This is a genomic window from Emticicia sp. W12TSBA100-4, assembly GCF_040253585.1.
Lineage (GTDB): Bacteria > Bacteroidota > Bacteroidia > Cytophagales > Spirosomataceae > Emticicia.
In genome coordinates this window covers 110,078-122,507 of sequence record NZ_JBELAU010000001.1, presented here as the reverse complement: position 1 = coordinate 122,507, position 12,430 = coordinate 110,078, and the positions used below count along the sequence as shown (strand labels likewise).

At 38.9% G+C, this 12,430-nt stretch carries 12 protein-coding genes; 9 read left to right on the top strand and 3 right to left on the bottom strand.

The genetic code is table 11. The features are described 5' to 3' along the window. Positions 1–11: 11 nt before the first annotated feature. Positions 12–473, bottom strand: coding sequence for an Lrp/AsnC family transcriptional regulator (locus tag ABR854_RS00580; protein ID WP_188771674.1), 462 nt, complete (start codon positions 471–473; stop codon positions 12–14). Positions 474–659: 186 nt separating this feature from the next. Here ABR854_RS00580 and ABR854_RS00575 point away from each other — a divergent pair, with 186 nt between their 5' ends. Both ABR854_RS00575 and kbl read left to right on the top strand, forming a co-directional pair. Beyond that, complete coding sequence (locus ABR854_RS00575; RefSeq protein ID WP_350263401.1) at positions 660–1,610, top strand: NAD-dependent epimerase/dehydratase family protein; 951 nt, start codon at positions 660–662, stop codon at positions 1,608–1,610. Positions 1,611–1,614: 4 nt separating this feature from the next. After that, the gene (gene kbl / locus ABR854_RS00570) at positions 1,615–2,799 is read left to right on the top strand and encodes a glycine C-acetyltransferase (protein WP_350263400.1); all 1,185 of its coding nucleotides are present in this window, start codon (positions 1,615–1,617) and stop codon (positions 2,797–2,799) included. Positions 2,800–2,865: 66 nt separating this feature from the next. Here kbl and ABR854_RS00565 read toward each other — a convergent pair whose 3' ends face one another. Beyond that, positions 2,866–3,942 (bottom strand): GNAT family N-acetyltransferase, encoded by a 1,077-nt coding sequence (locus tag ABR854_RS00565; protein ID WP_350263399.1) that lies wholly within the window; start codon positions 3,940–3,942, stop codon positions 2,866–2,868. Positions 3,943–4,080: 138 nt separating this feature from the next. Beyond that, a complete protein-coding gene (locus ABR854_RS00560; RefSeq protein ID WP_350263398.1) occupies positions 4,081–5,511 on the bottom strand; it encodes an amidohydrolase in 1,431 nt (476 codons plus the stop codon). Positions 5,512–5,647: 136 nt separating this feature from the next. Between ABR854_RS00560 and ABR854_RS00555 the strand changes: the two genes are divergently transcribed. From ABR854_RS00555 to ABR854_RS00525, 7 genes are all read left to right on the top strand, one after another. Then, positions 5,648–6,190 (top strand): pyridoxamine 5'-phosphate oxidase family protein, encoded by a 543-nt coding sequence (locus tag ABR854_RS00555; RefSeq protein ID WP_350263397.1) that lies wholly within the window; start codon positions 5,648–5,650, stop codon positions 6,188–6,190. A 127-nt stretch (positions 6,191–6,317) separates the two neighbouring features. Next, positions 6,318–6,881 (top strand): TetR/AcrR family transcriptional regulator, encoded by a 564-nt coding sequence (locus tag ABR854_RS00550; RefSeq protein ID WP_350263396.1) that lies wholly within the window; start codon positions 6,318–6,320, stop codon positions 6,879–6,881. Next, the gene (locus tag ABR854_RS00545; protein ID WP_350263395.1) at positions 6,878–7,540 is read left to right on the top strand and encodes an NAD-dependent epimerase/dehydratase family protein; all 663 of its coding nucleotides are present in this window, start codon (positions 6,878–6,880) and stop codon (positions 7,538–7,540) included. The genes ABR854_RS00550 and ABR854_RS00545 overlap by 4 nt, the downstream gene beginning before the upstream one ends. Positions 7,541–7,588: 48 nt before the next feature. Beyond that, positions 7,589–8,059 (top strand): (2Fe-2S)-binding protein, encoded by a 471-nt coding sequence (locus ABR854_RS00540; protein WP_350263394.1) that lies wholly within the window; start codon positions 7,589–7,591, stop codon positions 8,057–8,059. A gap of 4 nt (positions 8,060–8,063) precedes the next feature. Beyond that, positions 8,064–10,226, top strand: a complete 2,163-nt coding sequence (locus ABR854_RS00535; RefSeq protein ID WP_350263393.1) for a xanthine dehydrogenase family protein molybdopterin-binding subunit — start codon at positions 8,064–8,066, stop codon at positions 10,224–10,226. Between the two features lie 150 nt (positions 10,227–10,376). Then, positions 10,377–11,273, top strand: coding sequence for an SMP-30/gluconolactonase/LRE family protein (locus ABR854_RS00530; RefSeq protein WP_350263392.1), 897 nt, complete (start codon positions 10,377–10,379; stop codon positions 11,271–11,273). 138 nt (positions 11,274–11,411) lie between these two features. Further along, positions 11,412–12,359, top strand: a complete 948-nt coding sequence (locus ABR854_RS00525) for a sugar phosphate isomerase/epimerase family protein (protein WP_350263391.1) — start codon at positions 11,412–11,414, stop codon at positions 12,357–12,359. Positions 12,360–12,430: the final 71 nt, after the last annotated feature.

Sequence of the window (12,430 nt, the reverse complement as noted above, 5' to 3'; positions counted from 1 at the left end):
TAAAAAATACTTCAAATATAAAACTCTGAACTGTGTTTGATTTCTTTCAGTACAAAAGTGCTATTCAAAACCCCGATATTTTCGATTTTTGAGAGTTTGTATTTGATAAAATCATGGTATTCTTCCAAACTATTCACGTGTATTTTCAGTACAAAATCGACTTGTCCAGCTAAATGATAACATTCTTGTACCTCTTCTAATTTCTGAATTTCCTGTTCAAAATTTTCGATAAACGCTTCGTTATGATACCGCATCGACACTTGGCAAATAGAAGTTACCGACTTGTTTATCAGGTCTTTATCTAAAATAGCAACGTATTTTTTTATAAATCCGAGACTCTCCAAACGCCTGATTCGGTCATAAATCGGCGATGGTGTGAGTTTTAGTTGACTGGCTATTTCTTTGGCTGTTTTTTTAGCGTCTTTCTGCAAAATCCTAAGGATAATTTTATCGGTTTCGTCCAATTGTTCCATAATACAATAAAATTTATTTCAGATGAAGTATAAATATACCAAGATTCAGTAAAATTAACTGTCATAATCAAGATTAAAAACTATTTTTACTGATTTTACTTCAAAATAAACAACTTTATTACTCATATACTACTTTTGCAAGTAAATATTACTTCGGAAAAATACACTTCATCAACAAATTATAAAATGAACACGACTAAAATTTTGGTAGTCGGGGCAAATGGACAGCTTGGGTCGGTTCTGACACAAGCTCTTCAAACAAAATATGGATTCGAGCAAGTTATCGCCTCAGATTTGTATCAAAAACCCGACTTTAATGGCAATTTTGAAATATTGGACGGCACAAATTTTAATCAACTACAAGAAATTGTAGTTCGTCACGGTATCACTCAAATCTACCATTTGGCTGCAATTCTTTCTGCCAATGGAGAGAAGGACCCGCTTCGCACGTGGGATATAAACATGAAAGCCCTACTCAATGTATTGGAGATAGGCCGAATCGAAAAAATTGATAAGATATTTTACCCAAGTACAATCGCTGTTTTTGGTAATTCAGCCCCAAAAGGCACTTGTCCGCAGGAAACTTTCTTAGACCCAAGTACAGTTTACGGCATCAGTAAAGCGGCGGGCGAAAACTGGGCAAACTATTATTTCAATCGCTATGGTTTAGATGTGCGTTCGTTGCGTTATCCTGGGGTTATTGGCTATCAATCTTTGCCAGGTGGTGGCACAACCGACTACGCCATTGATATTTTTCATAAAGCAGTTTGCGACGAGCCTTATACTTGTTTTTTGGCAAAAGATACACGTTTACCGATGATTTTTATGGATGATGCCATCAAGGCAACGCTCCAACTAATGGAAGCCCCGAAAGAAAGAATCAAAACTCGCACATCATATAATCTGGCTGGTTTGAGCTTTACGCCCGAAGAAATTGCGGCAGAAATCAAGAAAATTATTCCGAATTTTGCTATTTCTTACGAACCAGATTTCAGACAACAAATTGCCGAATCTTGGCCACAAGTAATTGATGATAAGGAAGCGAGAGCAGAATGGGGTTGGCAATCGAGCTACACGTTGAAGGACATCGCCGAGATAATGATTTTTAAATTACAGGAACAATTAACATTTGCATAAAACCATGTTTGATAACATCAGAGAATACTATTCGGAAGAACTCTCGGCCATTAAAGAGGCTGGTTTATATAAATCGGAAAGGGTAATCACTACGCCACAGTCAGCTACGATAAATACACAAAACAAGGAAGTGCTGAACTTCTGTGCTAATAATTATTTAGGACTTTCATCGCACCCCGAAGTGCTTGAAGCTGCCATCGAAACCATCAAAACGCATGGTTTCGGCATGTCTTCGGTAAGATTTATCTGCGGTACGCAAGATATTCACAAAGAATTGGAGCGTAAAACGGCTGAGTTTTTGGGTACCGAAGATTGTATTTTGTATGCGGCGGCTTTCGATGCCAATGGTGGTGTTTTTGAACCACTTTTGGGGGCAGAAGATGCCATTATTTCGGATGAGCTCAACCATGCTTCTATCATTGATGGCATCAGATTGTGTAAAGCCGAGCGTTTCCGTTATAAAAACAATAACATGGAAGATTTGGAGCAGCAACTCATTGCGGCCAGCCATTGCAAAAAGAAGTTAATCGTAACTGATGGCGTTTTCTCGATGGATGGTTCGATTGCTCAGTTAGATAAGATCTGTGATTTGGCCGACAAATACGGTGCAATGGTAATGGTTGACGAATGCCACGCAACGGGTTTTATGGGAAAAACTGGACGTGGAACGATTGAATTGAAAAATGTAATTGGCCGAGTTGATATCGTGACGGGTACTTACGGAAAAGCTTTGGGCGGTGCATCGGGTGGTTTTACGGCTGCACGTAAAGAAATTGTAGATATGCTTCGCCAGCGTTCAAGACCTTATCTTTTCTCGAATACACTTGCACCAGCTATCGTTGGGGCTTCGATAAAAGTATTGGATATTTTGCAGCAATCGACTGCTTTGAGAGATAAACTCGAAAGAAATGCGGCGTATTTCAGAGCAAAAATGACCGAAGCTGGTTTTGATTTATTGCCAGGCGAACACCCAATTATTCCAATCATGCTCTATGATGCACCTTTGGCACAAGCGTTTGCAGCCAAATTATTGGAAGAAGGCATTTATGTGATTGGTTTCTTTTATCCAGTTGTACCAAAATCAAAAGCACGAATCAGAGTTCAAATTTCAGCAGGCCACGAAATCGAGCATCTCGATAAAGCCATTGCCGCTTTCACGAAAGTCGGTAAAGAGCTAAAAGTTATCTAAGTATATTCAACTCTATCTATACAATGAAATCCATCGGGTGTCGAATCGATGCTCGATGGTATTTTTTTAGACTTCTTTCAATAATTCTTGCCCGTACATTTCTATCACATCAGCCATTTCCTCAACCACTTCACCTGTGTATAAAAACCTCGAAATTTGTAGCAAAAAAGCATTATAATGCTCTTCGGGTGCTTCTTCAAAAATTGATTTATAAACTTTTGTGCATAGGATCAGGTGAAATTGTTCGTCTCGTACATCATAAATAACCATCGGAAGTAGCGGAGAATCGAAATCAATATCAAAACAAAACAAGAATACTGGAAAATCAAGCAAGCCCATGCCGTTGAGGTTATGAATCATGTCTGCATCAAAAAAGTCGTAAAATTTAAAGTCATTTTTCACTCCCCTACTATCCAAAATTTCGCTCAAAATTCTTAGTTTTTCCACAATCAAATTTATCGGAATTCGAGTTGAATCAAACTCTTCAAACGAAATCCAAGCATCGGCCACCAAATCAAGGTATTGAAGCCTTGGTTTTATCAAATCAAGTTTATAATCGAATAATGGATACCCTGGGGCAAAATAACCTGGATAGAAAAAATGAAATCCGTTTTGTTTACAAAATTCTATTTTTAGATACATCAAATACTTTCCAAGACTATGTTTTCGGTATTCGGGGTCATAAAAACACGAAATTCCTGCCGCACTTTTTTCACCTAAATCCAAAAAACCTGCCGCAATTAGCTTGTTTTCATCATAAATGTTTATCTCTATGGTATTATAAATTCGGAGCGAAGCACGTTCTTCTTGATGCCCATAAAGCAAGTTTTTGACCGATGGGGCAGCATCAAAAGTCATGCTTTCTCGGTATTTGCTAAATAATTCTTCGTGCTGTTCGGTTGGATTGGCTATTTGAATTTCAACTCTAAATTTGGCGTTTAGCTTTTCAATTTTGAGCTGAGTTTTACTTTTTTCACTGTTCAATAAGTCTATTCTGAGCCAAATTGCTGAATAAATTTTATCCTTAAAACGTAGAAAATTTGTCGTGAAAATAGATTGTCCCATTCTGAACCAACCATTGGCAAGGTAAATATCAAGTTCTTGTGCAGTTAATGACTCTGGGTAATGTAATTCGACAAACATTCGTATTGGATAATGATGTAAGGTTCTAACTGACAACTTTGCGAATCTACACACCGCTAAAAGTTGACAAAAATTCGGTGGCACGCTATGCGTGTCACCGATAATTGGCAATTTCAAAACAAAAATACCATATAAAAGCTATTTTCTATAATCTAAAGGTGGTTTTCTATCACCTGCCAATGATTTATAGTCAAATACTTTGCTGCCTCTTCTTTGGTATAATTCCTCTTTTGCTTGGTCAATAATTGTAGTATTTTGGAACAAGTTTTGAGCAGTCAGAGCAACTGTTTTGGCGGCATTTATCATTCCTTTATGGCCGATACTCATGCCATTGCAAGCCACCGCTTGCCAACTGTGAGCAGGAATTCCAGCCACCCAAGTTGCGGTTGATAATCCCGCTGTTGGCACAACCCAGCTGACATCACCAACATCAGTTGATGCAGGAAATGAAAGTCCCGATTGGTAAGGTCTTACCTCTTGTGCCGAATTTAAGGCCGCTAAACTTTGACTATTGACCGTTTTACGGATTTTTTCGGCAAAATCAACTTCTTCGGGCGTATATTTCACACCGCCAACTTTTTCTAAACTATTTTGCATTTGTTTCGCCAAAATATCATTTGGCAACAGATTATACAAACCCGCCAAAATCTCAAAACTCATTTTGGTTTCGGTGCCAAGTGCAGCCGCTTCAGCAGTTTTCATGATTCGTTGCCAAGTTTCTTCCAAACCTTTGGCCGTTGGGCTTCTAACTGTGTACTCAACCATTGCGTAATCAGGGACAATATTTGAGGTCAAACCACCATTTTTTATGACATAGTGAATGCGAGTTTCGGGCGAAATATGCTCACGCATGAGGTTGACCATATAATTCATTGCCTCAACTGCATCTAAGGCAGAACGACCTTTTTCGGGGCTGGCAGAAGCATGAGCTGCCAAACCTTCAAAGCTAAAATTTGCCACCCGATAGGCCAATGATGAATTAGGACTTGCATTATTGTTATCACCCGGATGCCAGTGCAATACAGCATCAATGTCTTTGAAAACATTTTCACGAACTAAGTATGTTTTTCCACCACCTGCACCTTCTTCGGCGGGCGTTCCTATCAAGCGAATCGTTCCTTTGATTTTTGCACTTTCCATCCATTTTTTGGTAGCAATAGCGGCCGCAACCGAGCCAACACCAAACAAATTGTGTCCGCAAGCATGGCCGTATCCATTAGCTTTCAGTGCTTTTCTAAACGGAACTGCTTCTTGTGAAAGCCCCGGCAAAGCGTCCATTTCGGCTAAAATCCCGATGACAGGCGAGCCTGAACCATACGATGCCACAAAAGCCGTCGGGATATTTCCAACACCTTTTTTTATCTCGAACCCAGCATTTTTTAATTCATTTATCAACATTTCCGAAGTTTGGCTTTCGAGATAACCTGGCTCGGCAAGCTGCCAAACTTTATCAGAAATACCAGCATAATATCTAAAGTTTTGCTCTAACTCTTGAATGATTTCTTTTTGAGAAAATCCTCGATTAACAAAAGCAATCAAGAAGAGGAGGAGTGGTAGTATTTTTTTCATAATTGATGAGGTAAAGTTTCAAAATTACTTGGTTATGCCTAAAATTAACAGCAAATTGGCAAAAAGAAGTACTAAAAGCAAACGACGAACTTTTTTACTCAAAAAAATCTTTTGTAAAAAACTATTACACAAAATTATGGGCAAAAAAATCGACCAAATTCAACCTGAAATCAAAGATTTCATCGAAAAACAAAAACTCTTCTTCGTAGGTACAGCTATGAGTACGGGCATCGTTAATGTTTCACCCAAAGGCATGGATTCTTTTCGAGTACTTGGCCCAAAACGGGTAATGTGGCTCAACGTAACTGGTAGTGGCAACGAAACCGCTACGCACTTACAAGAAAACAATCGAATGACAATTATGTTTTGTGCATTCGAGGGAAAACCACTCATTTTAAGACTCTACGGAACGGCAAAAACTTATCATCAACGTGATGCCGAATGGGCAGAATACATCAATCTATTCCCAAAATATACTGGTGCAAGACAAATTTTTGATGTAAATGTCGAAGTAGTTCAAACTTCCTGCGGTATGGCCGTACCGTTTATGGATTATAGACATGAACGAGAAGAACTCAACCATTGGGCCGATAAACAAGGCCAAGAAGGCATCAACAATTACTGGCAAAACAAAAATACGGTCAGCTTCGATGGCCATCCAACAGGTATTTTTGATTAATTTTCTTTAACCACTGAGAAAAAACACTGTGAAACTCTGTGGTACAATAAAAATGCAACTAATATGAAACTTTTCTAAGAAAGAAACGTTTCTATTTTAAATATCGACTGATCAGTCAATCTATTAAATGGATAAAGAAAAAAAAATACTTGATACAGCCCTAAAACTTTTCGTTGAATTTGGGTTTCATGGCACTCCTACCAGCAGAATTGCTAAAGATGCTGGTGTAGCCAACGGAACACTTTTTCATTATTTCGCAACTAAAGAAACTTTGATTAAAGAACTTTATGTGACTATCAAAAATGAGTTAAATCAAATTTTAGCAAGCCAAACCAACCCGACCGATAGCATAAAAGTAGCTTTTCGCAAACTCTATTTCACTACCATCAATTGGGCATTGGTCAATCAAGATAAATTTTATTATATCCAACAAGTACATTTTTCGCCCCATTTGGCACAAATTCCTGCTGAAGTACTGCACGAACAAAGCAAAATGCACATTGCTTTTATAGAAAAGGCAAAAGCCAGTGGCAATATTAAAATAATGCACAACGATTTACTCTACACACTCGTGAATAGTCAGATTATGGGAATTTATCAATACGTTTTAACACAGCCAACTTCACAACAACAAGAAATTATCGAACAAGGCTTCGAGATGATTTGGGATTTAATCAAACAAAAAAAATGAAAATAAAAGCAATTATAACGGGGGCAACGGGCATGGTAGGCGAAGGAGTGCTACACGAAGCCCTCAACCGTTCGGAAGTAGAATCGGTTTTGGTAATCAATCGTAAACCTTGCGGAGTCATTCACCCAAAATTGAAAGAAATTATTCACACTGATTTTTATGATATTTCGCCAATTCTCAACCAACTCTCCGACTATAATGCTTGTTATTTTTGCTTAGGAGTTTCGTCAGTTGGCATGAAAGAAGCCGAGTATTTCAAACTTACGCATACGCTTACGCTCAATTTTGCCGAGAAATTGAGTTCGGTAAATCCAGCAATGACATTTTGTTACATTTCGGGAGCAAGTACAGACAGCACCGAGCAAGGCAAAAGTATGTGGGCAAGGGTAAAAGGTAAAACTGAAAATGATTTGACGAAGCTACCCTTCAAGGCAGTATATAATTTTCGTCCTGCTTTTATGTTGCCTACTGAAGGTTTAAAAAACACATTACCTTATTACAAATATATTTCATGGATGTACCCTGTCGGACGAAGATTTTTTCCGAATTATTTCAGTACCTTAGCTGAACTCGGGCAGGCGATGATAAGTACTTCAATTAGAGGGTATTCAAAGCAAATTTTGGAAGTTGAAGATATTTTAGTGATGAGTAAATCATAAATTTCTGTAATTATAATATAGATTCTCAACCAATCACAATAAAAACTAATGAAGATAGACTTTAAAATAAATGGCGAACCAACGAGCATCGACGTTGACCCTGCCATGCCTCTACTTTGGGTTGTCAGAGACGAACTCAAATTGACAGCCACTAAATTTGGCTGCGGAATGGCCATGTGCGGAGCTTGTACCCTGCATATTGATGGTGAAGCAGTTCGTTCGTGTTCTGTTCCTATCGAAACCATTGCGGGAAAAGACATTACTACGCTCGAAGGGCTTTCGGAAAGTGAAGCCAACCTACACCCGATTCAACAAGCGTGGATGGAAGAGCAAGTGCCACAATGCGGCTATTGCCAGTCTGGATTTATGATGGCAGCGGCCAAATTATTGAAAGAAAACCCAAATCCGAGTGATGATGACATTAAAAATGGCATCACTAATATTTGCCGTTGCGGAACTCACCCACGCATCATCAAAGCCATCAAAAGAGCAGCCGAAATTTCTTACCAAAAACTCTAAAACTATGTCAACTGAAAAAAAATCTTTCTCTCGTAGAAAATTCTTACAAAGAGGGGCAATAGTTTTGGGCGGAACTGTTGTTGCAAGCTATTTGGGTTGCTCGCCATTAAGACGTTTTACGGCTCAAAAAGTCGAAAGCATGGATTTTCCTGCCATGATGAGTTCGCTGCAACCTGATTTTTGGTTTGAGGTCTTGCCAGATAATACAATTTCATTAAAATCTCCAAAAATAGAAATTGGACAAGGCGTTTTTACAGGACTTGCCATGCTTGCCGCCGAAGAACTGGATGTAAGCTACGAGCAAATAAAAGTCGAACACTCAAATACAAAAGGTGGTTTATACGACGAAATGAATACAGGTGGAAGTAGCTCAACAGCAAGCCTTTATGAGCCAATCAGAGAGGTGGCAGCAACTATGCGAGAAATGCTAAAAGAAGCCGCAGCAAAAAAATGGGGCGTAAAAGCCAGCGAAATTAAGACCCAAAATGGCACATTGATTTCAGGCAATAACAAAATTACTTATGCTGAAATAGCAAAAGAAAATAAAAAATGGGAAATTCCGAAAACACCTGAACTCAGACCAAAATCAGCATTTAAAGTAGTAGGAAAGTCAGTAAAAAGAACTGATTTGAAAGCAAAAGTAATGGGAACGGCTAAATACACACTTGATAGCGAATTGCCCGATATGCTTTATGCAGTCTTATTACAATCGCCTTATTTAGATGGCACAATCAAAACCATTGATACCAAAGAAGCTGAAAAATCGGCAGGTGTCGTAAAAGTTGTACATGAAGGTGAACTTGTAGCAGTAGTGGCTAAAACTTTCTATGCAGCCGACAGTGCATTCAAGAAAATAGAAGTTGAATGGAACACGCCAAATAAAGTTCAGCAAGCCGACTTGATAAAACTTGTAACGGTTGGCAATGGCAAAGAAGTAAATATTCAAAAAGAAGGTAACGCCAAAAGTATCATTGAAGACAATAAATCTTCGATTTTCCGTCAAGAATATCGCACGCCAATGGCCGCACACGCTCAAATGGAGGTTAATGCAGCCATTGCTCATGTGCAAGCAGATAAAGCCCTAATAATTGCAGGAACTCAAGGGCCAAAAATTGTTATTGATACCGTTTCAAAAGCACTCAAGCTCGACAAAGATAAAATAGAAGTACAAACACCACTCGTGGGTGGAGGTTTCGGAAGAAAAGCTGTAAAAGGGCTTTACGTTGAAGCCGCTTTAATTTCTAAGGCAGTAGGAAAGCCCGTAAAACTATATAATTCTCGCCAACAAGAATTCCAAAATAGTTTGTATCGCCCCAATACGCACCATGTTTTGCAAGCCAAAATTGCTCAAAATGGCGAAATTGAAGCCATCACACACGACCAAGCTACGCCAGATATGCTCAAGAATTTAATGGGAACTGACCTTCCAAATAAAATACTCGGAGCAGATTTTATTTCGGCTGGACACGGTGCAAGTTTGATGTATAATTTCAAGAATAAATCGGTTTCGGTTTGGAATGCAGAAGTGCCAATTCCGATTGGTATTTGGCGAGGTGTTGGAATGTTTCCAAATGCCTTTGCTATCGAAAGTTTTATGAACGAATTGGCACAACAAACCAAGAAAGACCCAATTGCGTTCAGAATTGGATTGCTGCAAGATGATGATAAAATAAGTGTGCGTAGCAAGAAAGTGTTGGAAACGCTTATCGAAAAAAGTGGATGGAAAACCCCAAAAACCGAAGGAATTGGCAGAGGAATTGCCATCGGCAACGACCGAAAAACAATTGCCGCAGCAGCCATCGAATTGGCAATCGTAGAAGGAAAAGTTGTTGTTAAGAAAGTTACACAGGTGATGGATGTTGGCGTAAGTATAAATCCAGAAGGTATTAAGCAACAAATTGAAGGTGCAACAATGATGGGAATCGGAGCCGCACTTTATGAAGAAGCTACCGTGAAAGATGGACAAGTTGAACAAGCATATTTTAGTCAATACCCGATGGTTTCGTTGGCAGATGTACCTGAGATTCAGTGTTTTATACTCGAAGGCGACGATATTCCTTATGGTGTTGGCGAACCTCCTCTCGCTCCTATTGCTCCAGCTATTACAGGTGCAATTTTAGACTTGACTGGAAAAGCTGTTCGCTCATTACCAATCAAATTGAGCTAAGATAGTCGCTTAACAACCGATGATTGTCGATAGTTTATTCTGCTTAATAGCAAGACGATAAAATCATATTTGGGAGTTGTACAAAAAAAGGTTATTTTGCAATGCGAAATAGCCTTTTTCGTTTTTTTAAATATCCTCTATTCAACCCCAATGAAAAAAACTACACTAAGCATTTTTGTGCTATTATTCTTTGTGCTTAATGGTTTTGCACAACAAACCAAAAGTAAAATCATTGCCAAAGGAGCAACCCTCACCAAACTTTCGGGCGAATATGCCTTCACCGAAGGCCCAGCTGCTGATGCCAAAGGCAATGTTTTCTTTACCGACCAACCTAATGATAAAATCTATAAATGGTCGGTAGCAGATAACTCAATTTCTGTTTATATGGACAAAACTGGTCGCTCAAACGGCCTTTATTTCGACCATGCGGGAAACCTACTTTCATGTGCCGATTTAGAAAACCAACTCATAAGCATTGATAAAAATCAGAAAATAACGGTTTTAGTCAATGATTTTGAAGGGAAGAAATTTAATGGGCCAAACGACCTTTGGGTTGCACCAAACGGTGGCATTTATTTCACTGACCCTTTCTACAAACGCCCTTATTGGAAGCATACGGAAATGGAGTTGCCCGAAAAAAGAGTGTATTATCTTTCGCCCGATAAAAAAACTGTAACAATTGCTGCTCGTGAGTTTGTTGCACCTAATGGAATCATTGGTACACCCGACGGCAAAACTTTATACGTTGCCGACATTGGCGATAAGAAAACTTTTTCTTTCAAAATCAATACTGATGGCACTTTGAGCGATAGAAAACTTTTCACACAATTGGGTTCAGATGGCATGACCATCGACCGAAAAGGTAATGTTTATTTAACAGGAAGAGGAGTGACAGTTTTCGATAAAAATGGCGTTCAAATTGAGCAAATCGAAACAAAAGAACCTTGGACAGCCAACGTTACTTTCGGCGGAAAAGACCGAAAAACACTTTTCATTACTGCCTCAAAGGCCGTTTATACGCTTAAAATGAAAGTAAAGGGCGTTTGATTTGTTGCACAATCGCTTCGGCGAGCCGATTTCCAAACTGTGTTTGTTGTATAAAGCGACAACATTTAGAAAATTATGCTATAACAGTTCACAAAAATGCAACTAAACTACATCTTACTCCAAAATCTAAAAAAACTCATGGAAAATATATCTCGTAGAAATCTTATAAAATCAACTTTAGCAACGGGTGCGGGTTTAGCACTTGGCTTAGAAAATGCTTCTGCTCAAGCTCCAAAAGCAGCTAAACATAATTTTAGCTATTGCTTGAATACAAGTACAATAATGAAACAAAATATAGGTCTAATGGCCGAACTCGATGTGGCTGCAAAAGCTGGCTATTCGGGTATAGAAATTTGGGTTAGAACCCTCGAAACATTTGTTAAAGGTGGAGGAAATTTAAAAGATGTTCGCCAAAAAGCAAAAGATTTAGGAATAACTATCGAAGATGCTATTGGCTTTGCCAACTGGATTGTTGACGACCCAAATATACGAGCAAAAGCCCTCGAACAAACCAAACGAGAAATGGGAATGCTGGCCGAAATTGGTTGTAAACGCATTGCGGCTCCACCTTTTGGAGCAACCAACAAAGCAGGAATTAACCTACAAAATGCAGCAGCACGTTTCCGCCAAATGCTCGATTTGGGCGATGAAATGGGCGTTTTACCTCAGCTTGAAATGTGGGGATTTTCGGCCAATTTACATCTTTTTGGTGAAGCCCTCTTCGTAGCTGCCGAAAGTGGACACCCGAAAGCAGTCGTTTTATCAGATGTTTATCATTTATATAAAGGAGGTTCTGAATTTAACGCCTTAAAAATGCTCAACGGACAATGTATGCAGATGTTTCATGTAAACGATTATCCCGCTAATGTTTCAAGAGAGAAAATCAACGATAGCTACCGAGTTTTCCCAGGCGATGGCGTTGCTCCACTCACACCAATTTTCCAGATGTTAAATGAAAAAAATGTTCCGATTGTACTTTCTTTAGAGCTTTTCAACGAAGATTATTGGAAAATGCCCGCTCTTGAAGCTGCAAAAGTTGGTTTCGAGAAAATGAAGGCTTCGGTTGAAAAAGCAGTTGGAGCTTGATTTTATATTCTGATTGTAAATCTCATTTATTATGTTGGTCGGAATTCTAAATTCCGACCAACTCACAGAAT

Bases quoted from the DNA above. Each gene is read 5' to 3' on its own strand.
- ABR854_RS00555 (WP_350263397.1), top strand. From the start codon at position 5,648: ATGGGCAAAAAAATCGACCAAATTCAACCTGAAATCAAAGATTTCATC.
- ABR854_RS00565 (WP_350263399.1), bottom strand. From the start codon at position 3,942: ATGTTTGTCGAATTACATTACCCAGAGTCATTAACTGCACAAGAACTT.
- ABR854_RS00560 (WP_350263398.1), bottom strand. From the start codon at position 5,511: ATGAAAAAAATACTACCACTCCTCCTCTTCTTGATTGCTTTTGTTAAT.
- kbl (WP_350263400.1), top strand. From the start codon at position 1,615: ATGTTTGATAACATCAGAGAATACTATTCGGAAGAACTCTCGGCCATT.
- ABR854_RS00545 (WP_350263395.1), top strand. From the start codon at position 6,878: ATGAAAATAAAAGCAATTATAACGGGGGCAACGGGCATGGTAGGCGAA.
- ABR854_RS00540 (WP_350263394.1), top strand. From the start codon at position 7,589: ATGAAGATAGACTTTAAAATAAATGGCGAACCAACGAGCATCGACGTT.
- ABR854_RS00550 (WP_350263396.1), top strand. From the start codon at position 6,318: ATGGATAAAGAAAAAAAAATACTTGATACAGCCCTAAAACTTTTCGTT.
- ABR854_RS00530 (WP_350263392.1), top strand. From the start codon at position 10,377: ATGAAAAAAACTACACTAAGCATTTTTGTGCTATTATTCTTTGTGCTT.
- ABR854_RS00575 (WP_350263401.1), top strand. From the start codon at position 660: ATGAACACGACTAAAATTTTGGTAGTCGGGGCAAATGGACAGCTTGGG.
- ABR854_RS00580 (WP_188771674.1), bottom strand. From the start codon at position 473: ATGGAACAATTGGACGAAACCGATAAAATTATCCTTAGGATTTTGCAG.
- ABR854_RS00525 (WP_350263391.1), top strand. From the start codon at position 11,412: ATGGAAAATATATCTCGTAGAAATCTTATAAAATCAACTTTAGCAACG.
- ABR854_RS00535 (WP_350263393.1), top strand. From the start codon at position 8,064: ATGTCAACTGAAAAAAAATCTTTCTCTCGTAGAAAATTCTTACAAAGA.